The 21,269-nt window shown below is 65.8% G+C and carries 20 protein-coding genes and 1 pseudogene; 9 read left to right on the forward strand and 12 right to left on the reverse strand.

What is annotated here, in order from left to right; all coding sequences use genetic code 11:
* Positions 1-241 (reverse strand): annotated as a pseudogene (locus tag QOH60_RS04220) (homocysteine S-methyltransferase family protein); the annotation flags it as partial.
* 116 nt (positions 242-357) lie between these two features.
* Between QOH60_RS04220 and QOH60_RS04225 the strand changes: the two are divergent.
* A complete protein-coding gene (locus tag QOH60_RS04225) occupies positions 358-1,524 on the forward strand; it encodes an agmatinase family protein (protein ID WP_526417432.1) in 1,167 nt (388 codons plus the stop codon).
* 6 nt (positions 1,525-1,530) lie between these two features.
* On the opposite strand, the gene QOH60_RS04230 is transcribed toward QOH60_RS04225, so the two are convergent.
* Entirely contained in the window at positions 1,531-3,096 is a 1,566-nt protein-coding gene (locus QOH60_RS04230) for an amino acid permease (RefSeq protein ID WP_526417434.1), read from the reverse strand.
* 121 nt (positions 3,097-3,217) lie between these two features.
* Here QOH60_RS04230 and QOH60_RS04235 point away from each other — a divergent pair, with 121 nt between their 5' ends.
* Positions 3,218-4,219, forward strand: coding sequence for a putative nucleotidyltransferase substrate binding domain-containing protein (locus tag QOH60_RS04235; RefSeq protein ID WP_526417436.1), 1,002 nt, complete (start codon positions 3,218-3,220; stop codon positions 4,217-4,219).
* Positions 4,220-4,230: 11 nt separating this feature from the next.
* Here QOH60_RS04235 and QOH60_RS04240 read toward each other — a convergent pair whose 3' ends face one another.
* From QOH60_RS04240 to QOH60_RS04250, 3 genes are read right to left on the reverse strand one after another with little or no spacing between them, the layout of a single operon-like run.
* On the reverse strand, positions 4,231-4,791 hold the full coding sequence (locus QOH60_RS04240) for a hypothetical protein (protein WP_526417438.1): 561 nt from the start codon (positions 4,789-4,791) through the stop codon (positions 4,231-4,233).
* 32 nt (positions 4,792-4,823) lie between these two features.
* Positions 4,824-5,519 (reverse strand): esterase, encoded by a 696-nt coding sequence (locus QOH60_RS04245; RefSeq protein ID WP_526417440.1) that lies wholly within the window; start codon positions 5,517-5,519, stop codon positions 4,824-4,826.
* Positions 5,520-5,529: 10 nt separating this feature from the next.
* Positions 5,530-6,756 carry a hypothetical protein gene (locus QOH60_RS04250; RefSeq protein ID WP_526417442.1) on the reverse strand — a complete coding sequence of 409 codons (1,227 nt, stop codon included), beginning with the start codon at positions 6,754-6,756 and terminating at the stop codon, positions 5,530-5,532.
* A gap of 114 nt (positions 6,757-6,870) precedes the next feature.
* On the opposite strand from QOH60_RS04250, the gene satS reads away from it, so the two are divergent.
* On the forward strand, positions 6,871-8,199 hold the full coding sequence (satS, locus tag QOH60_RS04255) for a protein export chaperone SatS (RefSeq protein WP_526417444.1): 1,329 nt from the start codon (positions 6,871-6,873) through the stop codon (positions 8,197-8,199).
* Positions 8,200-8,210: 11 nt separating this feature from the next.
* Here satS and QOH60_RS04260 read toward each other — a convergent pair whose 3' ends face one another.
* A complete protein-coding gene (locus QOH60_RS04260) occupies positions 8,211-8,558 on the reverse strand; it encodes a VOC family protein (RefSeq protein WP_526417446.1) in 348 nt (115 codons plus the stop codon).
* 138 nt (positions 8,559-8,696) lie between these two features.
* Here QOH60_RS04260 and QOH60_RS04265 point away from each other — a divergent pair, with 138 nt between their 5' ends.
* Entirely contained in the window at positions 8,697-10,091 is a 1,395-nt protein-coding gene (locus QOH60_RS04265; protein ID WP_526417448.1) for an HNH endonuclease signature motif containing protein, read from the forward strand.
* A gap of 159 nt (positions 10,092-10,250) precedes the next feature.
* On the opposite strand, the gene QOH60_RS04270 is transcribed toward QOH60_RS04265, so the two are convergent.
* Positions 10,251-10,787: a VOC family protein gene (locus QOH60_RS04270; protein WP_526417450.1), complete on the reverse strand. Its 537-nt coding sequence runs from the start codon at positions 10,785-10,787 to the stop codon at positions 10,251-10,253.
* A 56-nt stretch (positions 10,788-10,843) separates the two neighbouring features.
* Between QOH60_RS04270 and QOH60_RS04275 the strand changes: the two genes are divergently transcribed.
* Entirely contained in the window at positions 10,844-11,494 is a 651-nt protein-coding gene (locus tag QOH60_RS04275; protein ID WP_526417453.1) for a TetR/AcrR family transcriptional regulator, read from the forward strand.
* A gap of 40 nt (positions 11,495-11,534) precedes the next feature.
* Positions 11,535-12,347 carry an alpha/beta fold hydrolase gene (locus QOH60_RS04280; protein WP_526417455.1) on the forward strand — a complete coding sequence of 271 codons (813 nt, stop codon included), beginning with the start codon at positions 11,535-11,537 and terminating at the stop codon, positions 12,345-12,347.
* Positions 12,348-12,415: 68 nt separating this feature from the next.
* On the opposite strand, the gene QOH60_RS04285 is transcribed toward QOH60_RS04280, so the two are convergent.
* The 5 genes from QOH60_RS04285 to QOH60_RS04305 form a co-directional block, all read right to left on the reverse strand.
* On the reverse strand, positions 12,416-14,785 hold the full coding sequence (locus QOH60_RS04285; protein ID WP_526417457.1) for a hypothetical protein: 2,370 nt from the start codon (positions 14,783-14,785) through the stop codon (positions 12,416-12,418).
* A gap of 15 nt (positions 14,786-14,800) precedes the next feature.
* Positions 14,801-15,250: a hypothetical protein gene (locus tag QOH60_RS04290; protein ID WP_526417459.1), complete on the reverse strand. Its 450-nt coding sequence runs from the start codon at positions 15,248-15,250 to the stop codon at positions 14,801-14,803.
* A gap of 197 nt (positions 15,251-15,447) precedes the next feature.
* Positions 15,448-16,536: an adenosine deaminase gene (locus tag QOH60_RS04295; protein ID WP_526417461.1), complete on the reverse strand. Its 1,089-nt coding sequence runs from the start codon at positions 16,534-16,536 to the stop codon at positions 15,448-15,450.
* Complete coding sequence (locus QOH60_RS04300) at positions 16,536-17,828, reverse strand: thymidine phosphorylase (protein ID WP_526417463.1); 1,293 nt, start codon at positions 17,826-17,828, stop codon at positions 16,536-16,538. The genes QOH60_RS04295 and QOH60_RS04300 overlap by 1 nt, the downstream gene beginning before the upstream one ends.
* A complete protein-coding gene (locus QOH60_RS04305; protein ID WP_526417465.1) occupies positions 17,825-18,214 on the reverse strand; it encodes a cytidine deaminase in 390 nt (129 codons plus the stop codon). Before QOH60_RS04305 ends, QOH60_RS04300 begins: the two co-directional genes overlap by 4 nt.
* Before the next feature lie 241 nt (positions 18,215-18,455).
* Between QOH60_RS04305 and sdhC the strand changes: the two genes are divergently transcribed.
* From sdhC to sdhA, 3 genes are all read left to right on the forward strand, one after another.
* A complete protein-coding gene (gene sdhC, locus QOH60_RS04310; RefSeq protein ID WP_526417467.1) occupies positions 18,456-18,866 on the forward strand; it encodes a succinate dehydrogenase, cytochrome b556 subunit in 411 nt (136 codons plus the stop codon).
* 167 nt (positions 18,867-19,033) lie between these two features.
* A complete protein-coding gene (locus QOH60_RS04315) occupies positions 19,034-19,432 on the forward strand; it encodes a succinate dehydrogenase hydrophobic membrane anchor subunit (protein ID WP_526417560.1) in 399 nt (132 codons plus the stop codon).
* A gap of 10 nt (positions 19,433-19,442) precedes the next feature.
* A complete protein-coding gene (sdhA, locus tag QOH60_RS04320; RefSeq protein ID WP_526417469.1) occupies positions 19,443-21,224 on the forward strand; it encodes a succinate dehydrogenase flavoprotein subunit in 1,782 nt (593 codons plus the stop codon).
* Positions 21,225-21,269: the final 45 nt, after the last annotated feature.

Here is a 21,269-nt window from a genome sequence, read left to right on the forward strand (position 1 = left end):
AATCGGGGCTCGCTCGGTAGTCGAGTCCCCCCATCACCACGCCGAACCCGTTCCGGGCGGCGGTATCGAGGTAGCGGACAAACATCCTCCTCAACTCGGCCATGGCATCCGGGTTGTCGAGCAACGGAAGCATGGAGAACTCCGGGAGGTCGTAGCCGTACTTGTACAAGATCTCGGTCTCGGTGCCCCCCTCGGTCAGGTAGTTGAGCCCCGGCTGCTGCGTCGGGAACGTCGTCGTCATAGCGGTCACCCCGCGATCCTGTGAATCGGCTGTAAACAAGACTAGCCATCCGGGCGCCCGACCAAGGGGGAATGGGTCGGCGAGCGCGCCCCGACGCAAAGTGCGATAGTCCCTTGGTGACTGACCATGACCATTCGCACAGCGACGGGTTCGCCGCCAGCCAGGGCCGGTGGGCGCAGGAGGCCGAGGCGCTGATCTCGCTGCACCGCCACGACGAGGAAATCCAACGCGGGCTCGCGTTCGGCCTCCAGGGTTCACCGACGTTGGTGGACAAGACAATTCCGACGTTTTCCCGTGGCGAGCTACCCCACTTCGCCGGCGAGCGCGGGACGTTCCTGAACTGTCCCTATATCGAGGACGTCAACCAGGTCACCGACGCCGAGGTGGCGGTGTTCGGCGCCCCGCTGGACTCCGGTGCGACGTACCGGCCCGGTGCCCGCTTCGGCCCGCAGGGCATCCGCCGCTCGACGAACCTCTTCGGCACATACTGCTACGAGCTCGGTGTGGACCTGCGCGAACAGCTCAACATCGTCGACGTCGGCGATGTCTTCACGATCCCGGGCAACCTGGAGAAGTCGTTCGACCAGATCAGCCAGGCCATCTCGCACGTGTACAGCCGAGGCGTCTTCCCTGTGGTGCTCGGCGGCGACCACTCGATCGGGTATCCGACGATCCGCGGGATCGCCCCGCACGTCGACGGCAACATCGGGATCATCCACTTCGACCGCCACGTCGACACCCAGGAAACCGACCTCGACGAGCGCATGCACACCACGCCGTGGTTCCATGCGACGAACATCAAGAACGCACCGGCCACCAACCTCGTGCAGGTCGGCATCGGCGGCTGGCAAGCGCCCCGCGCGGGCGTGAAAGTCGGGCGTGAGCGCGGCACCACCGTCATCACCGTCGGCGACTTCGAGCGCGTCGGAGTGGAGAAGGTGGTCGAGCTCGCGCTGGAAACCGCGTGGAAGGACGCCGAAGCGGTCTACCTGTCGTTCGACATCGATGTGATCGACGCGGGTTTCGTGCCGGGAACCGGCTGGCCGGAACCCGGCGGCCTACTGCCCCGCGAAGCCATCAACCTCATCAGAGGCATTGCCGCCGAAGGACTTTGCGGGCTCGAGGTGGTCGAGTGCGCGCCGCCCTACGATTGGGCCGAACAGACCGCGCTGCTGAGCTCGCGCATCATTCTGGACAGCCTGGCCGTGATGGTCGCTACAGGCAAGCTCGGCCGCAAAGCCGCGCAGATGGACCGCCACGCGTGGGGCCCGCAGGCAACGTAGGGCCGGTTACTTCTTGACGCCGACGAGAGCGTCCTCCGGAACCGGTGCTCCCTCACGGTCTTTCACGACGCGGTAGGCGACGTATCCGACCACGAGGGTCAGCGCGACGAAGATCACCGCGAAATACTGGAGCACCCAGGATGTGCCTGCCGGATCGTACACCTCTTGGCGCGGCCAGCCGATGTTGATCGTCAACAACACGCCCATCACGACGGCAGTCAGATTCACCGGGATCGCCCACTTCCCGAGGTCCATGATCGGCGGCCCGTACGACAGGCGCGTGCCCCTCAGCCGATGGATCAGTGCGGGCACGGTCACCATCAGGTAGGCCAGGTACACGATGACCACCGACACCGAGGCGATCGCGGCGAACACACTCGACTGACCGATGTTGACCAGCAGCACCAGAATCGCCAACGCACTGACGACGGTGCCGGTGATCACCGGAGTGCCGGTGCGCTTGTTGACCTTGGCCAGCGCAGAGCTGAACGGCAGCCGGTTGTCGCGCGCCATCGAGAACATCACCCGCGACGCGGACGCCTGGATCGCCAGGGTGGCCGAGAACATGGCGACCGCGACCAGGCCCAGCAGGGTCTTGCCCAACCAGGTGTCGAGCTGGCTTTCGATCACCCATGCGATGCCGCCAGTTGCCAAGTCATCACCCAAGTCCGGGGCAGCCATCAACGCCGCGACGATCATCAGGCCGCCACCGACGAACGACACCAGCAGGGCGTTGACGATCGCTTTCGGCGCGGTGCGCCGCGGATTCCGTGTTTCCTCGGAAAGTTCTGCGGCACTGTCGAATCCGTACATGACATAGGCGGCCATCAACATCGACGCCAGGAACGCGGGCAGATATCCGAACCCATGGCCGTGACCACCGGTGTCGAGGACGGCCTTTGCCGGATCGCGCTCGGCAGTGAAGAACATCGCGCCGATGATCAGGACGACGCCGATGATCTCCAGCGTGACACCGGTCACCGTGATGCGGGCCATGAACCGCACGCCGGCCGCGCTGATGATCGTGCACAGGATGATCGTGATGGAACCGAGAAGAATGCCGTTGGTAGCGCCGTCGACCGAGAGCGGGTCCATGTCCGAACCCACAAGCTGGAAGCCAGACCAGATCGGCGGCAGCACGGTCTGCATCGCGATCGCCAGCGCCGCCACCGACACGATGTACCCGATCAGCATGAACCAGCCGGCAAACCAGCCAACCGCGTTGCCCGCCAGGCGTCGTGACCATTGGTAGATCGCCCCGGCCACCGGGAACTTGCCGGAGAGTTCGGCGAACACGAGGCACACCGAGAACTGGCAAATGAAGACGATGATCCAGGTGAAGAAGAACGCGGGGCCGCCCAGCGAGAAGCCCAACGGGAAGAAGGCGAACACCGTGGTGAGGATCGACACGAAGGAGAAGCCGGAGGCGAACGACGCGTATCCACCGACGCCGCGGTGCAATTCCTGCGTGTAGCCGAGCTCCTCGAGTGTCGCGGCGTCATCTGCCGACGAGATCGCCGGGTCAAGCGGCGATGAGCCGCTTGCGCGAAGAGCATTAGGGCTGGCAGTCATCCGAACCTCCCTGGTGAAACGTCAATTGCCGCCAAAACGTAACCCGCGTTATCACTGGATTCGTTTCGTGAAGATGACGACGATGTGACGTGAACGGCCGACGCGAGCAAGAATCGTCGGCATGTCCCTCGCCGCGATCGACGACGCCTGCGACGAGGCAGCGCTGCGCTCCGCGGTCCAGGGTGCGGCCGCGGCGGTCGCCACCGGCTCGCGCGCCAATCCCATCGAACTGGCCTCGCGCTGGGCCGATGCGCTGCGGCACGCGGTCAGCGCCGCCGTGCGGCTTGTTCCCGGCACTGCCGAGCTGTCGTGGGCCTGGTACGTGTCCGGCAGCGTGGCGCGCGGAGAGGCGGCGCCCGGTTCGGATCTCGAGACCATGCTCGTGATCGGCGACGACGTCGACGAGGACGGCAAGGCGGGGATGCTCGCGCGCGCGGCGGATGTGCACGCGGTGCTCGACCGGTGCGGCATCGGCGGAGATGCGAACGGGGTGCTGGCCAGCCGGCCGCGGTTCTGCAGACGGATGCGGAGCTGGACAGAAGGAATCACCCTCTGGGCCGACGATCCCCGTGCCGACCGCGGCGTCGTGATGATCGGCCTGATGTCGGATTCGACCCGTCTGGCAGGCCCCCTGGACGTGGCTGACGACGCATTGCGAACGCTGACCGTCGAAGCCGTCGGAAACAGCCACCTGGCGCGGCAAGCGCTGTTGCAGGACGCGACGGCACTTCGGGCGCATTTCCCTTCGCGCCTAAGGATTTTCGCCGGGCAGTCCGACGCCGTCGACCTCAAGCGGGCCGCCGTTGACCCGGCCGTGAAGATCGCGCGATGGGCGGGCCTGGCCGCGGGGTCTTCGTCGACGTCGACGCTGCGCCGCATCGACGATGCCGCAGGCGCCGGGACCCTGGAACCCGACGATGCCGCGAGCTTGCGGGAATGCTTCGAATGGTTGGAGGGGTTCCGGTGGCGGACGCGTGCCGGCTTTCTTGCCGACGGACGCGCGCCCTCGGATGTGGTGTCGCTGTCAGAGCTCGCGCCGCACGATCGCGCGGCGCTGCGCAGCATCGCGCGCGAGATAGCCGGAATCAGCCGCAAATTGCGGTATTTGAGCTCGTTCGCCTGAGAGGTGACGGACTAGTCGCCGGGCTGCCGGCCCTTCCGGGCCTCCCGTTCCCGAGCGTCCCGCTCGTCGAGGCTCCGCACCAACCGGTCTCTGCTCCGTTCGTATTCGGCCATGAGCTCTTCAGTAGTCATGCCTGAGAAGTCATCTGGCGGGATCAAGCGAGCGTCGCCGCTGCCACTGAGGATTGCGATCGTCTCACCAGATTCGTGGTCGTAAGCGCCGATATCGCGACCCTCGGCTGCAGCCCTCTGATTCTGAAGTTCATCGAGAGCGTCGGCGATCGCCATCACGAAGCGGCATTCCTCTAACGACGACTCGGAGTCCTTTGCGTTAGCACCCGCTGCCATGCGCTGTTTCAGCGTACGGGCAAATCCCCGCAGTCGTTTGGCTGCAGTCCCGGCGTAGAGCATCGGCCCGTGGTCGTTGTGCATGCGGCTGCGAAAGTCGAGCCACCCCTCCATGGCGTCGAAAGCGTCAGCCCCCGCGAGTAGGCATGACGCTGACTCCGCGGTCAACCGTCGCGGTTCAGAGAAGGCCATTCGCATGGCTTGCACGGCTGCGCTGGATGGCATTGGATCTTCCTAAGTACTAAGCCGATTCATCCTCACGCCAAGATCGATGCGAGTTCGCTTCGGGGCACAGGGATTTCGATCGGCCCGGCCACCTGCGAAAGAACCTCGCCCTGATCGAAGAAGAAGATCACCGCGTCGTCGGTGATCGCGAAATCCTGGTAGGTCTTCACATCATGGCCGCCGTACATCTCCTCCTCCGGAACGCGCTTCTTCAGCCGGCTGACCACCGCGCGGTAGATCACGTCCAGCGATGCGGCCCCGGGCGTGAACAAGGTGTCGAACGTGATCGGCACACCTCTGCTCAGGTCGTAATTGAACGTCTTGAAGTAGTGAATCGGATGGGCCCCACCGGTTTCGCTGTACACCCGGAATACCAGGCTCGTGGTGCCGGGTTGCGGTGATCCCGGCTGGTACGTCGCACCTTTCGCGTCAAGCTCATACGGAAGATCCGAGCGGGACGGCCGCGTGGTGACGAAGTCGACGAACGAGTCGCGCTCCTGCCTCAGGTAGTCGGTCACCGGCTGCTGATCGGGATAGTCGGACGGAAACGCGATCTCGTAGACGTAGGTCGACTCGGCCACGCGGACATGGCACACCTGGTCGGCGCCGACCGTTCCGCCCAGATCCGCACACGCCGACTGCGCGGCGGCGACCCCGCTTCCCCATCCCGCGAACGCGACGGCGGCCACCACAACCGCCTGCCCGAGCATGCGCCAGCTTTTCACCATGACCGGGTCCCTAACCCTGGCCCGGGTACGGCAGAACCGATCCCACGCCGCCGCCGTTAAGAGGCTCCCCGAGCAGGACGGTCGATTTGTTGGCGGCCGGGTCGTAGTTGACCACCAATTGGCCACCCCCGCACGCGGCGCTGGCGCGCAGGTCGAGGTTGCCTCCGTCGACACCCACCACGCTGACACTCTTGTGGTTGTCGACATCGGGAACCGCTACCTGGGACGTGGTGCCGTCCGGATTGAGCTTGGCGAGATAGACGAATCCGCACCCGCCGGCGGCCTGGACGAACGTGCCCGCCGAAAGCTTCCATGCGTTCAGGTCTGCGAGGTCGGGGCTGTTCTCGCCCTTGTTCGGCGCGGTGAGCGGGCTCGGTGCGGCGCCGCCGATGGGCACCAGCCACAGGCGCGACACATATTGAGAGTCATTGCATCTCGCAAGAAGCGTGGTGCCGGCGTTGCCATCCCACCACCGCAGTGGGCTGCAGTCGCTCTCGTTCGGGACCGGCAACTTCGCGCCCGCCGCTCCGTCGTTGCCCATCATGACCAGACCCGCCGTCGTGCCGAGCACAAGTTGCTTTCCGTCAGGTGTCATCAGGTACTGGCCGGTGAACATGCCCGGGAGTTTGTCGGTCGGATACATCAGCTGCGACTTGCCGGTGAGATCGACCCGCTCGAGCGTCCCGGGGTTATCGCCGCTGCGTGACGTGGAGATCAGCAACGCCTTGCCTTCAGGCTTGGTGTACCGCGGCTCGTCCTTGACATCGATTGTGGTCTGCGTCCCCGTGTGCAGGTCGATCATTGTGGCCGTTGGCCTTTCAGACCGGGTGAAGAACAGGGCATGGCTGCCGTCGCCCGACCAGTCGACCAAGTCCGGGGCCGCCTGCTCGCCCGGCGGGGGGAACGTGGCGATCGCATAACGGCCGCCTGCCGGGTTGACGAGGTACAGCGACGTCGTGGACGTCTCGCGCGTCGGCTCACCCGGCCCCGGGGTCTGGCCGGTGCTTTTCCCGGTGACCGGGCTCCATATCGCCAGAAGCCATCCCGGGCCTACCTGCGCCCACGGGATCTCCCCGAGCTTCGCCTCGACACCATGAGCGGCCATTTGCGTCGCTTTCTGCGTCGACGGCGCGGGGCCGCCGCTCGACGAGGGTGGTGGCGCCTGCGTCGCCGGCGAGCAGGCAGCCGCCACAATCGCCGTCAGGGCGACAACCGCCAGACGAGTAACTCGGGTCATGGCTCGTCCTCTCCGATGTGACTCTTCGCAACGGTCCTACCACGCAGACCGGGGCGGGGCAGGCGATTGGTGGTGGCCGACATCGTTCATTGCGTTCCTTTGCGCCCACGACTCATGGAAGTCGCACATGCCTCTTTGATTAGAGTGTGGCCCGTGGCTGACATAGTCCCTATCGAGCTGGCTTTGGACGAGCGTGACGTGTTCACGCTGTATGCACCCCGGTGGCGCGACGCCGACGACGAGTGGGAAGCGTTCCTCGGCAACGAGGACGACCTGTACGTGTTCGATTCGGCTTCCGACCTCATCGCGTTCGTTCGCTCGGGAGCGTCCAATGACCTCGACGACCACCCGGCGTGGGAAAAGCTCACGGCGCTCTCGGCACACAAGCTGAACCCGTCAGACGACAACCGCTATGACCTGATCAAGGTGTACGAGCTGCTGGCGGAGAAGCCCACAGCCGAATCGGTGGAACAGCTGGCGGGCACGCTCTCGATCGTCTCCTCGATCGGGTCGGTATGTGAGCTGCCCGCGGTCAGCAAGTTCTTCAACGGCAACCCGGTGCTGGCCACGGTGTCCGGCGGCGTCGACACCTTTTCCGACAAAGCGGGCCAGAAGCGCTGGAGCGAGATCGGCAGCGTCATCGGCAGGGGCTGGGAGAAGGTCATCGACGCGGTCTCGGAGGTGTTCACGACCCCCGAGGTCGACAGCGCGGCGTCTGCGAAGGCCGAGGCCGAACTCAAGGAGCCGCCTCCAGAGGAAGAAGAGGTTGACGACGACGACGCCAGCATCGAGCCGGAGACCGACGAGACCGAGGAGGCCGACGAGGAAGCCGAGGCCGATGAGGCCGACGAGGCGGAGGAAACCGCTCCTGCCGACCACGTCGTGCTCGGCGCCGACGAGGACTTCTGGGGAAAGGTCGGCATCGATCCGATCCGGATGATGACAAGCGGCGGAACGTATTTCACGCTGCGCTGCTACCTCGAGGAAACGCCGATCTTCCTCGGCCGCAACGGCCGGATCAGCGTGTTCGGCTCGGAACGTGCGCTCGCGCGGTACCTCGCCGACGAACACGACCACGATCTATCCGACCTCGCGACATACGACGACATCCGCACGGCGGCCACCGACGGGTCACTGCGCGTCGACGTGACCGAGGACAACGTGTACGTGCTGACCGGAGTTACCGACGATCTGGCCGAGGGCCCGGACGCGATCGACCGTGAGCAGCTCGAGCTGGCCGTCGAATTGCTCCGCGATGTCGGAGACTATTCCGAGGACTCGATAGTCGAAGAGGCGCTGAAGCCCGACACCGACCTCGGCAAGCTGGTGGGCCATGTGCTCGACCCGGACGCGGTGTCCAAGCCGAAGCCGCCGTACGCCAAGGCCGTCGGAAAGTGGGGAGAGCTGGAGGCCTTCGTCGAATCGCGGCTGCGCAAGGAGTAGTTCTACAGGCTCTACAGGTCGGTGGCGCGCGGGTGGCGCGGTTCGTAGATGCCGAGTTCGCCGCCGCCTGGCAGCGTGACTGTCGTCATGATTCCCCAGCCCCGGTCGGCGGGTGGAGTGCACTTCACGCCCTTGTTAGTCAGCTGCGCGATGGTTTCGGTGATGTCGTCGCACGTCAGGTAGAGCTCGTGCGCGCCGCCTGTGTCCGCTTCGTGCACCGCTAGCTCGTTAGGCGGGAGTTTGAAGAACAGGCGCCCGCCGCCGGCATCGACGTACGGGAATCCCAGGACATCCCGGAAGAACGCAAGGTCGGCCGCGGGGTCGGAGCTGTAGACGATCACATGCGCGCCGTTGATCACGAAGCTCAACGATACGTGCGCGCTGTCCCCTAGCACAGCGCTCCGACAGATCGGTTCGGTCGAAACGTGGTTATCCACAGGGGTTTTGAGTTGTGGATGGGTGCGTCGGTTGTAGGTGGGTGGGGTTAGTATTCGAATATGCGTTCGAGTTCGGTGCCCGGCAGGCAGGCGGTGATGGCCGCCGTCGACGGGGTCAGCGCCGCGGTGGCCAACCTGGTCGCCGTGGCCCCCGACCTGGACGCGCTCGGGTTCGCCGACGTGTGCACGGTGTTGGACGCCGTGCAAGCCGTGCGCAACCTGCTGCCCGTCGTCGAGCACGCCGCCATCAACGCCGCGGCCGGGCAGGCCACCGCCGAGCAGGTCGGCGGATCCCTGAAGGGCTACCTGGCCGACCGGCTGCGGATCCGGCCCGACGAAGCCCACCGGCGCATCGCCGACGCCGAGACGCTGGGCGCGCGGCGCGCGATCACCGGGGAACCACTGGCACCGGTATGGGAAGCCACCGCGGCCGCCCAGCACGCCGGATCGATCAGCACCGAACACGTCCGCGAGATCGCCCGGTTCTTCCACCAACTGCCCGCCTGGGTCGACGCCCCCGCCCGCGACAAGGCGGAGGAATCGTTGGCCACCCACGCCGCCACCCTGCGCCCGGATGAACTACGCGAGGTGGCCGACAAATTGGCCGACTGCCTCAACCCCGACGGCAATTTCACCGACGAGGACCGCGCTCAGGCCCGCGGCATCACCATCGGGCGCCAAGGCATCGACGGCACGAGCCCGATCAGGGGCCGCATCACTCCCGAGCTGTGCGCCACCCTGGACGCCGCGCTGTCCAAGTTGGCCGCGCCCGGCATTTGCAATCCCGCCGATGAGTCACCAGTCCTCGACGGCGAACCCTCCGAGGCCGCCCAACACGCCGACACCCGCAGCACCGCCCAGCGCAACCACGACGCCCTCTACGCGCTGTGCCGCGCCATGCTGTCCTGCGGCCAGCTCGGCTCCCACCACGGGCTGCCGGTATCCGTGGTGGTCTCCACCACACTGCAAGAACTAGAGTCTGCGGCCGGGGTCGCCCACACCGGTGGCGGCACCATCGTGCCCATGTCCGACCTGATCCGCATGGCCAGCCACGCCCGGCACTACCTACGCATCTACGACAAACACACCAGCCGCGAACTGTATCTGGCCGAAACCAAACGCATCGCCACCCCCGCGCAGCGGATTGTGTTGCACGCCAAAGACCGCGGCTGCAGCCGACCCGGCTGCACCGCACCCGGATACCTCTGCGAGGTCCACCACGTCAACCAATGGGCCCGCGGCGGGCGCACCGACATCGACAACCTGACCTTCGCCTGCGGACCCGACCACCGCCTCCTCGACCAAGACGGCTGGACCACCCGCAAAACCGCCAACGGCATCACCGAATGGATCCCCCCACCACACCTGGACTTCGGCAAACCCACCACCAACGGCTACTGGCACCCACAGCGCTACCTCCGAAACGACGACGATGAAGACGAGGGAGACGAGTGATCTCCTACACTTGCCCAACAATGGCCGAATTGTTGGTTCGCGAAGCGACGCCCACCGACATCGCGGGGATTGCCAAAGTATCGATCTCCCAAGATCTTTGCGAGTCAGAGGGCCTGGAGGCCAAGATCCGACGATGCCTCGAGTGTTCCCCTGACGGTCCTACGCCGACGGCACCGGTTCGCTTCGCGCTGCGAAGAATTCGATCTTGAGCGGACTGGTGCGCGGCGGGTTCGGATCGCGCAACAGTGACTCCGCCTGCAGCGCGTCAGCCGCGCTTGGCTGATGCACCCACAAGCTGCGCTCGATGAAGTTGCCATCGGGGTCGTGAGTGTAGATCGAGATCACCATGCCGTGGTCGACGCGCATCACGTCCAAGCCATGTGCCAGCCAACGGTCCTGCGCCGCGTTGAGGCTGGTCAGGTCGTCGGCGCCAAATGCAATGTGGTTCACCCAGTTAGGCAGACCGAGGCCACGCGAGATGGCGAGATCCATGCCCACGTAGCGATCGCCGTGCAGGTCGAAGAGGGCGAGCATCGAGCCATCGCCAGTGTCGTAGAAGACGTGCCGGAACCAAGCGTCGCCCTCGGGCGCGTCGCCGGCTTCGACATGGGACAGCCGAAAACCCATTGCCTCTGTGTAGAACCGGTGTGCCGCGTCAAGGTTGCTCGTCGCGATCGCTACGTGGTGGAATGTCATGATGCACTTCCTTGATTGCAGCATCAGTGGAATAACTACAGTGGCACTGTATCGAAATGCCTGAGGAAGTCAAGCCTCGTCGGCAATACCGCTCGTCGGCGCGCACCCGCCAGCGTGAGGCAACCCGCGCGGCGATCGTCGATGCCGCGAAGGCTGCATTCATCGAGAACGGCTATGCGGCAACCACGATCGCGCAGATCGCCGCGCGCGCCGAGGTGTCGCCGGAGACCGTGTACGCCGTCTTCGGCACCAAGCGAGACGTGTTGCGCACGTTGGTCGAGCAGGCGTCCGCCGGAGCACCCAGCACCGACGCATGGCAGACCGGGGACTGGCTTGAGCAGGTGAAGGCCGAGCCCAACCAGCGGCGCCGACTCGAGTTGATGTTCGATGCCAGTCGTGACGTTCTCCGCCGCGTTGCGCCGGTCGACGAGATCGTGCGCTCAGTGGCCGCATCCGATCCGGAGATCGCCGAGCTTCACGACGAACTGGAACGCCGCCGGCGCAGCGACCTCCGAGGGCTCGTGCAGCTCCTCGCAGAGGCAGGGGGGCTGCGGGTCTCGATCGGGGATGCGGTGGACCTATGGTGGGCGCTTAGCCACAGTACGGGGCCGTACCGCTCGCTCACCGTCAACCGGAGATGGAGCGACCGGCGGGCGCGGGCCGCATTGGTCGATGTGGTGGCCCGCGCTCTCTTCGACGATGCGTAGTCGACGATGAGTTTCCGGGCCGACAAGAGTCGATAAAGCCATGACGCACACCACACACTCCCTTGCGGTGCCGGGCGCCCGACTGCACTACGAAGTCCGCGGAAGCGGCCCCGTCCTCGCGGTGATCGGATCGCCGATGGCCGCGGGCGAATTCGCGGGCCTGGCCGACGCCCTGGCGGTCAGCCGTACCGTCATCACCTACGACCCGCGCGGCATCTCGGCCAGCCCGGTCGACGACCCCGAGCAGGACTCCACGCCCGACCTGCGCGCCGACGACGTCGTCGCCATCCTCGACGCGGTCGGGGCCGACTCCGCGGACGTATTCGGTTCCAGCGGCGGGGCGGTCACCGGGCTGGCCATGGTCGCTCGGCATCCCGATCGCATTCGCACGCTCGTCGCTCACGAGTCGCCGCTGCTGGAGCTTTTGCCCGACGCTGCCGAGCAGCGCGCGAAGACCGACGACATCGTCGAGACGTTCCACGCGCAGGGCATCGGCGCGGCCTGGATGAAGTTCATGCACAACGCAGGCTTCGATCTCGGCGGCGACGGCCCGCCCGTTCAAGCTCCCGGGAAACCCTCGGCGCAGAACCTCGCGAACAGCGCCCGATTCTTCGACCACGAGCTGCGCCCGACCGCAGAGTACGTCCCCGACATCGCGGCATTGACCGCGTCGCCGGCACGCGTGGTGGTCGGCATCGGCGCGGACTCCCGGCACCTGATCACCTACCGGACGTCCACCGCGCTGGCCGACCTTCTCGGCACCCAGCCCGTTGAGTTCCCCGGTGACCACGGCGGGTTCCTCGGTCTCCCAGAGGAATTCGCCAAGCGGCTCATCGAGGTACTAGAGGCCTAACGCGTGAAACACTTCTCGTGCGTGCTCTACCGCCCACCAAACGCAAAGCTGCTGGCCATCGCGAGTGTTCACAGCCTGACGACGAGTACCCCGCCCCCATCCGTTTGGGTGGCGCCGCCCGCGGTAACGGTCACCTCGGAGCCCCCGGACTCGACGCGGTACCCCGCACTCTTCGTCAAACCCGTGACGAGGATGCGCTTGACGCCCTGCGGCACGTTGACCGTGGTGGACGCGACGTCGCCGCCGAGATTGACCGGGAACAAGACGGCGGTGTCTCCGAAGGCCGTGCCGACGTACGGAACGCCCGCCCGGCTCGTGAGCAGCGTGGCCGCATCAGGCACGGCCCCACCGTCCGCACCCTGCACGACATGGAGGAAGCGCGTGCTCCGCGGGGCACCCGGGGCCTCCACCATCAACCGGTGCTGCATCGGCTCGCCGGCGGCCGGCCGGCCTGCGTCGGGTTCGGAAGGCGTGGAGACAGGCGCTGCGGCCTCCGGTAGCAGCGTGGTGCTCACCAGTTGTTGCCCCCCTGGCGTTTTCATCACTGCACGGTTGCCGCTTACCTCTGCTGGTGCGGGCAGCTGCAGCCAAAACCGCTTGAACCGCCCATCGGTGTGCGTTTCGGCCCGGTCGTAGACGACGACGCGATCGGGTTTCAGCCACACCAGCGACCGGCTGGCGTGGGCGACCTCGGTGCGGTCGAGCGAGGGCGAGTTGTACAGCGGTGTCGCATCGCCGGTCGCGTAGAAATATTCATCGCCACTGCTTTGCGCGACGAGCGTCGGGTCACCTGCCGGGCTGTCTGGAACCTGCGTGCCGCGCCGCGCGAGATCCAGATAGCGCTCCTCGCTCTCGGGCGGCAGCGGCGCGTTTTCGATTGTCAGGGTGTTGTGGTAGTCGGAGTACCAGGTGGTGTCGTAGCCGGTGCGCTGCTTGGTCAGCCATTCGCCGTTGCGGAAGAACTCGAACTCGTTGCCGTCCCCGCCTTGGTGATCGATTGTCTTCCACGTCAGCGAGTAGGTGAACATGCGCGCGTCCTCGGACCACGTCGTGCGCGAGAAAAAGCGGTTCAACCCGCTTGCCTTGTGCTCCAGCGGCAGCGCCGGCCGCGGGTCCTTCGGCTCCGGCGCGCTCGGATCGAGTGTCAGAAAGTAAAGAATCGCTGTGTTGAGCTGATCGGTCGAGCCGACGCGGTCGATTAAGGCGCCCGCGCCGCCGGCGGGCACGTTGATCATGTGCCAGCGGGCCGCGTCGACGGTCGCTTGGTCACCACGCGATCGGGCGTAGATTGCCATGGGCCCAAGCGTGTTCGTAAGGTCCGGAGCCTCGTATATCTGGAGGTCTCCGAACGCGGCCACCTGATAGATGTCCCCTGGCTCGTTCGCACCGGGCGGCGCCGGCGACGGCTTGGGAGGCAACGTGTGGAAGTTCGCGGTCATGGACTCCGCCCAGAAAGGGTTATCGCCCATAACCACCTGCGGGCCCCATTTGGCGGGGTCATCCAGCCCGGCGGTGTGCATTGCAACCAAGAACTGCACGTGGAATGCCAGTGCGGTGAGGGAGTATTCGGTGCCCTCAGGCGACAGACCGCCTGAAGCGACCGTCCGCATCGCATGGTCTGCCATGTACAGCCATTGTCCCGTGGCATTGCGCAGGTAGTTGTGCAACTGGTCGCCGGGGTCGTCGCCGGCGTCCAGGGCCATCGCCATCAGGCCCATGTTGCGCATGTGGGAGTTGTAGTAGTTGTTCATTGCCCAGCGCACATGGGTCTGATTGTCGAGCATCGCGCGATCGTTGTACGGACCGTCCTTGCGGAAATCAGCCGCCCCGCCGCCACCTTGCTCCGACGGATACGCGGTGAACTGCTCGTCCGCCCAACGCATGAAGACCTCGCGGATGCGGTGCTTGTCGTCAGCCGAGAAGTACGGATAGGCCCAGTCGACAGTCAAGCCGAACCCGTCGCCGTTCCAGCGCGATCGGTCGAATGTGGCGAACCGCGGATCGCGAAACGGTTCGTCGTCGCCGCCGACGCCGGGAGACGCCTTATCGACGATGTGCATCAACAGATTTCGCGCCCGTCGCCCGTAATCGTCTCGGGCGGGCTGATCATGCTCGATCAGCGACATGAACGCGAATAGCTCGGCGTACCATTCCGTCGGGTACGTCTCATACGCGTCGGATCCGCCGTCCTCGGCCGGCACATGTCCGTCGTCCATGCTCTTCTTGGCCTTACCGACAAGCACCGAAAGGCCGTCCTTGTAAACGGGATTCGAGTCAGACGCCCAACCGCGCAACCGCTCCAGATCGGATTCGCGGATCAACAGGCGAGGGTGCCCGGACACCGGCCGGGGCGGCTCCTTCTGCCCTTCCGTAGAGCAGGCAGCCACCAGCGTCAGGCCGGACAGCACGCCAAACTGCCTGCGGCTCAGCAGTATCACGGCCGGTCAGTTCTATTAAGCGTCGCTGCCGGTCTCGATGTGCAGAATGCCTGCCCATCCACTCATCGCCCCGGTGTTGCATCCGCCCGGCACGCCGTCGGCCCGCATCGCGATGTGGTATTGATTGTCCGGCCACGAGGGTACGTCGGCCCCATTGACGTAGAAGGCGAAGTTGTTTCGTCCGGGGCCGGTCTGGCCGGATCCGAACTCCACGCCGTTGACGGAGATGTGCCCGATGATGTCTGCGCAGGCTTTGGGGTCTCCCCTGAACTCGATGAACAGGTCACCATTTGCAGGCACCGCCACCTTGCCGTCCGCCATGCATTCCTGACTGAACGGTTGGGGGCAGTCGACGGCAATCCGCCGGTCGAGGATTTGCGCCGACGCTGGACTCGCCAGCGTGAGCGCGGCGGCTGCGATCGCCGAACTTATCACCGAGGTGCCGAGAAACTTTTTGTGGGACATGGGGTGACGTTTCCTTTCCTGAAGACAGCAAACTCAACGAAGAGCTCCGCGACGGTTGCACACTCGGGCAACCCGGTATTAAATTAACGTTTACGCAGATAAAGTCCCCTTACAGGAACCTATCTGCCAACTGTGAACCTTTTGTGCCGTGGTGTTCAGCAAACGGACAAAATCGATCGATTTTCGCTGGCGAGCCGCTACCCGATCAGCACGGCGAACCGCGGCTTGATCACGTCGTCGATGATCGCCAGCCGCTCGTCGAACGGGATGAACGCCGACTTCATCGCGTTGATCGTGAACCGCGCCAGATCGCTCCAGCCGTACCCGAACGTCTCGACCAGCCGCAGCATCTCCTGGCTCATCGTGGTGTCGCTCATCAGCCGGTTGTCCGTGTTGACGGTGACCCGGAACCGCAAGCGCGCCAAGCGATCGAACGGATGCTCGGCAATGCTCGCGACCGCGCCCGTCTGCACGTTGGAGCTCGGGCACATCTCTAGCGGAATTCGTTTGTCGCGCACGATGGCCGCGACCCTGCCAAGGTGATAAGTGCCGTCGGCACGCTCGGTGATGTCGTCGACGATCCGCACGCCATGCCCGAGGCGGTCCGCGCCACAGTAGGCGATCGCCTCGTGGATCGACGGCAGGCCGAATGCTTCTCCTGCATGAATGGTGAAGCGCCCATTGTGGTTTCGCATGTACTCGAACGCATCGAGATGTCGGGTGGGTGGATAGCCGGCCTCCGCACCCGCAATGTCGAAGCCAACGACGCCCTTGTCCCGGAATCGGATCGCCAGCTCGGCGATCTCCAGCGACCGCGCGGCGTGGCGCATGGCGGTGACCAGGCATCGCACGGTGATGCCGCGCCCGTCTCGGCCGACGGCCTTTTCGCCATCGGCGAATCCAGCCAGCACCGCGTCGACGACATCGTCTAACGACAGGCCCTGATCGATGTGCAGTTCCGGCGCGAACCGCACCTCGGCGTACACGACGTTGTCTGCGGCCAGATCCTCGACGCACTCGAAAGCGACCCGGTACAGCGCCGCCGGCGTCTGCATCACAGCAACGGTGTGCGCGAACGGTTCGAGGTAGCGCACAAGCGATCCGCTGTGCGCGGACTTGCGAAACCACGCGGCCAGTGCGTCGACATCCGTGGCGGGCAAGTCGTCGTAACCGAACTGCTCCGCCAGTTCCAGAACGGTCGCCGGCCGCAACCCGCCGTCGAGGTGGTCGTGCAGGAGCGCCTTGGGCGCCCGGCCGATGGTGCCGAGGGTCAGCGGTGTAGTCATCACACGATCCTGTCGATCACGAGGGGACGGTCCACACACTCGCCGTCAGTGATGCGCCAGGCCCCGTCCAGCTCGGCCAGCGCCCCAGGCAGACGCGCAGACGTGTCGGTGTAGAGCGTGAACACCGGCTCGCCCCCGACCACCGTATCTCCGGGGCGCTTGTGTAGACGCACACCGGCGCCGGGTTGCACAGGGTCGCCAGGGCGCGCCCGGCCCGCTCCGAGCCGCCACGCAGCCATCGCCACCGCCATTGCGTCGATGTCACCAATCGTGCCGCCCCGGTCGGCGGTCACGGTTTCGACGTGCGCGCCGAGCGGCAGCGGCGCGGTCAGATCGCCGCCCTGAGCGGCGACCAGGGCGCGAAAGCAGTCCATCGCGGAGCCGTCGTACAGCGTGGCCGCGGGGTCGCGAGCGTCAAGACCCGCTGCGTCGAGCATCTCGGCGGCCAGTATCAGCGTCAGCCCCGCCACTTCGTCGGGTCCGCCGCCGGCCAGCACCTCCATCGCCTCAACCACCTCCAACGCGTTGCCCACCGTGAACCCCAGCGGGGCGTTCATGTCGGTCAGCAGGGCACGGGTCACCACACCGTTCGCCTTGCCCAACTCGACCATCACGTGGGCCAACTCGCGGGATTCGTCCTCTGTCGCCAGGAACGAACCCGAGCCGACCTTGCAGTCGAGCAGCAGCACTTGCGTCCCCTCTGCGATCTTCTTGCTCATCACCGAGCTGGCTATCAACGGCAGCGACTCCGTGGTCCCCGTGATGTCGCGCAGCGCATAGATCTTGCGGTCCGCCGGCGCCAGCTCGCCCGCCGCGAAGATCGCCGCGCCCACGTCGCAAAGCTGTTGGCGGATCCGGTCTTTGGACAGCTCGGCGGTGAACCCCGGGATCGCCTCGAGTTTGTCCAGCGTGCCACCGGTGTGGCCGAGACCCCGTCCCGCGGCTTGGGGCACCGCGCCCCCGCAGGCCATCACGACCGGGACCACCGTCAGGGTGAGCTTGTCGCCGACCCCGCCGGTGGAGTGCTTGTCCACGAGCGCCAACGGCTTGCCGTCGCGGCGCAGATCGCTGAAGTCGAACCGCTCGCCCGACGCCACCATCGCCGCGGTCCAGCGCGCGATCTCGTCGCGGTCCATGCCCCGCAGGAAGATCGCCATCAGCAGAGCCGACATCTGCTCGTCGGCGACCTCGCCGTCGGTGTACGCGCGGATCACCCAGTCGATCTCCTCGGCGGTCAGGTGGCCGCCATCACGTTTGTGCCGGATCACAGTCGGCGCGTCGAGATGCCTCACGGCAGCTCCGGCCCGAACGCGTCCGGCAGCAGCTCTCCGAGGGGACGCGGGCCGTCGGGATGGTCGATCAGCATCTGCGGCCCACCGTGCTCCATCAGCACCTGACGGCAACGCCCGCACGGCATCAGCGTCGCGCCGGCGCCGTCCACGCAGGCCAGCGCCACCAGCCGTCCGCCGCCGCCCGAATGCAGCGCGCAGACCACCGCGCACTCGGCGCAGAGAGCCAGGCCATATGAGACATTTTCCACATTGCACCCCGCGACGACGCGGCCGTCGTCGACCAGTGCCGCGGCGCCGACCGGGAACCGCGAATACGGTGCGTATGCGTGACTTGATGCGTCAATCGCTTTATCCCGCAACGCTTTCCAGTCGATGGAGCCGTTCATTGTCGCTGCTTCCGCCGTGGTTGAAGCCAGGTGCCGACGACACCCGGCGAGCGGGAAACGTCGGCAACTTCACACTAGTTCGCGTCCTGCCCTGCGGCCGTAGTGCGTGTTTGCCGTTTCGCGGGCCCGAAATCGGATTAGGCTCCGAATAGTCCACCGATGGTCGTTGGAGGTGCGATGAGCGCTTGCGTAGCGATGAGCCCTTGGGCGAAGAGCCACGTGCCAAGAGCCAAGGGCACAGATGAGTAGCCCAGCAATCGACGAGCCGCGGAGCAGACCGTCCCGCAAGACGCTTTATCGCGGAGACCCGGGCATGTGGTCGTGGGTGCTGCACCGCATTTCCGGAGCGACGATCTTCTTCTTCCTGTTCGTCCACGTGGTCGACACAGCCTTGGTGCGAGTCAGCCCGAACGCCTACGACGCGGTCGTCGGCACCTACAAGACGCCGCTCGTCGGCCTCATGGAGGCTGGGCTGGTGGGCGCGGTGCTGTTCCACGCGCTCAACGGGATTCGGGTGATCCTGATCGACTCCTGGTCGCAGGGCCCGCGCTACCAGCGGTTGATGCTGTGGATCGTCGCGGGCATCTTCGTGGTGGTCCTCACCGCCGCGCTGATCGTGTTGGGCGCGCACATGGCGGAGCGTTTCCTGTGAGCGCTTCCGATGAGCCGCTTGCGCGAAGAGCAACAGCTTCCGATGAGCCGCTTGCGCGAAGAGCAACAGCTGCCGATGAGCCGCTTGCGCGAAGAGCGACAGGTCCAGAAGGCCGCCGGGGTTGGCCGGCCCCGGTTCTCCAGCGCAGCCATGACCGGCCGGCCAGCTTGGACAATCCGCGCTCTCCCCGGTACCGGACCGGCATGCCGAACTTCGAGAAGCACGCGTGGCTGTTCATGAGGTTGTCGGGAATCGTCCTGGTGTTCCTGGCGCTGGGGCATCTGTTCGTGATGCTGATCGTCGACAACGGGGTGTACCGGATCGACTTCAACTACGTAGCGCAGCGGTGGCATTCGCCGTTCTGGCAGACCTGGGATCTGCTGCTGCTTTGGCTGGCGCAGCTGCACGGCGCCAACGGTATGCGCACGATCATCGCCGACTATGCCCGCAAGGACTGGACCCGCTTCTGGCTGACCCGACTGCTCGCGGTGTCGATGATCTTCACGCTCGTGCTCGGCACCTACGTGCTGCTCACGTTCAACCCGAATCTCGTGGCCACACAATGAGGGCCGAGCAATGATTCGCCAACATCGCTACGACGTGGTGATCGTCGGTGCGGGCGGGGCCGGGATGCGCGCTGCCGTGGAGGCCGGGCCCCGGGTACGCACCGCGGTGCTGACCAAGTTGTACCCGACGCGCAGCCATACCGGCGCCGCGCAGGGCGGAATGTGCGCCGCGCTGGCCAATGTCGAGGACGACAACTGGGAATGGCACACGTTCGACACCGTCAAGGGTGGCGACTACCTCGCCGACCAGGACGCCGTCGAGATCATGTGCAGGGAAGCCATCGACGCGGTGCTGGACCTCGAGAAGATGGGGATGCCGTTCAACCGGACACCCGAGGGCCGCATCGACCAGCGCCGGTTCGGCGGGCACACCCGTGATCACGGCAAGGCCCCGGTACGCCGCGCGTGTTACGCCGCGGACCGCACAGGCCACATGATTCTGCAGACGCTCTACCAGAACTGCGTCAAGCACGACGTCGAGTTCTTCAACGAGTTCTACGTCCTCGACCTCGCTTTGACGGAGACGCCGGGTGGCCCGGTGGCGACGGGCGTAGTCGCCTACGAGCTCGCGTCCGGCGACATCCACGTCTTCCACTCCAAGGCGATCGTCATCGCCACCGGCGGTTCGGGCCGGATGTACAAGACGACCTCGAATGCGCACACCCTGACAGGCGACGGCATCGGGATCGTCTTCCGCAAGGGACTTCCGTTGGAGGACATGGAGTTTCACCAGTTCCACCCGACGGGCTTGGCTGGGCTTGGCATTCTGATCTCCGAGGCGGTGCGTGGCGAGGGCGGCCGGCTGCTCAACGGTGAGGGCGAACGGTTCATGGAGCGCTACGCGCCGACGATCGTCGACCTGGCGCCGCGCGACATCGTGGCCCGCTCAATGGTACGAGAAGTGCTCGAAGGCCGCGGCGCAGGCCCGCACAAGGACTACGTCTACATCGACGTGCGGCATCTGGGCGCCGATGTGCTGGAGGCGAAGCTGCCCGACATCACGGAGTTCGCCCGCACGTACCTGGGCGTCGACCCAGTCAAGGAGCTGGTGCCGGTGTACCCGACGTGTCACTACGTGATGGGCGGGATTCCGACCACCGTGCACGGACAGGTGTTGCGCGACAACATAACTGCCGTGCCAGGCCTGTACGCTGCCGGCGAGTGCGCTTGCGTGTCCGTGCACGGCGCGAACCGCCTGGGCACGAATTCGCTGCTGGACATCAATGTGTTCGGGCGCCGCGCCGGCCTGGCCGCAGCCGACTACGCCGAGCATTACGACTTCGTGGAGATGCCCCCGGAGCCCGCCGCGATGGTGGTCGAGTGGGTGGGCGACATCCTCTCCGAGCACGGCAACGAGCGCGTGGCCGACATCCGCTCCGCACTGCAGCAGTCGATGGACAACAACGCTGCGGTGTTCCGCACGGAGGAGACGCTGAAGCAGGCATTGACCGACATTCACGCGCTGAAGGAGCGTTATGCCAGAATCTCGGTGCACGACAAGGGCAAGCGGTACAACAGCGACCTTCTGGAGGCCATCGAACTCGGCTTCCTGCTCGAGCTGGCCGAGGTGACCGTCGCAGGTGCGCTGAACCGCAAGGAGTCTCGCGGCGGCCACGCCCGCGAGGACTACCCGAACCGCGACGACACCAATTACATGCGGCACACCATGGCCTACAAGGTCATCGACGACGCGCGCGAAACGAACTGGGCGACCGAACTTCTGGCCGACATCAAGCTGGACTACAAGCCGGTGGTGCAGACCCGGTACGAGCCGATGGAACGGAAGTACTGACGTGACGGAACAGGTTGCGGAAGCGCCGGAGGTGGGCGATCCGCC

Origin of the sequence: Mycobacterium sp., assembly GCF_032159765.1 — a bacterium.
Classification (GTDB): domain Bacteria; phylum Actinomycetota; class Actinomycetes; order Mycobacteriales; family Mycobacteriaceae; genus Mycobacterium.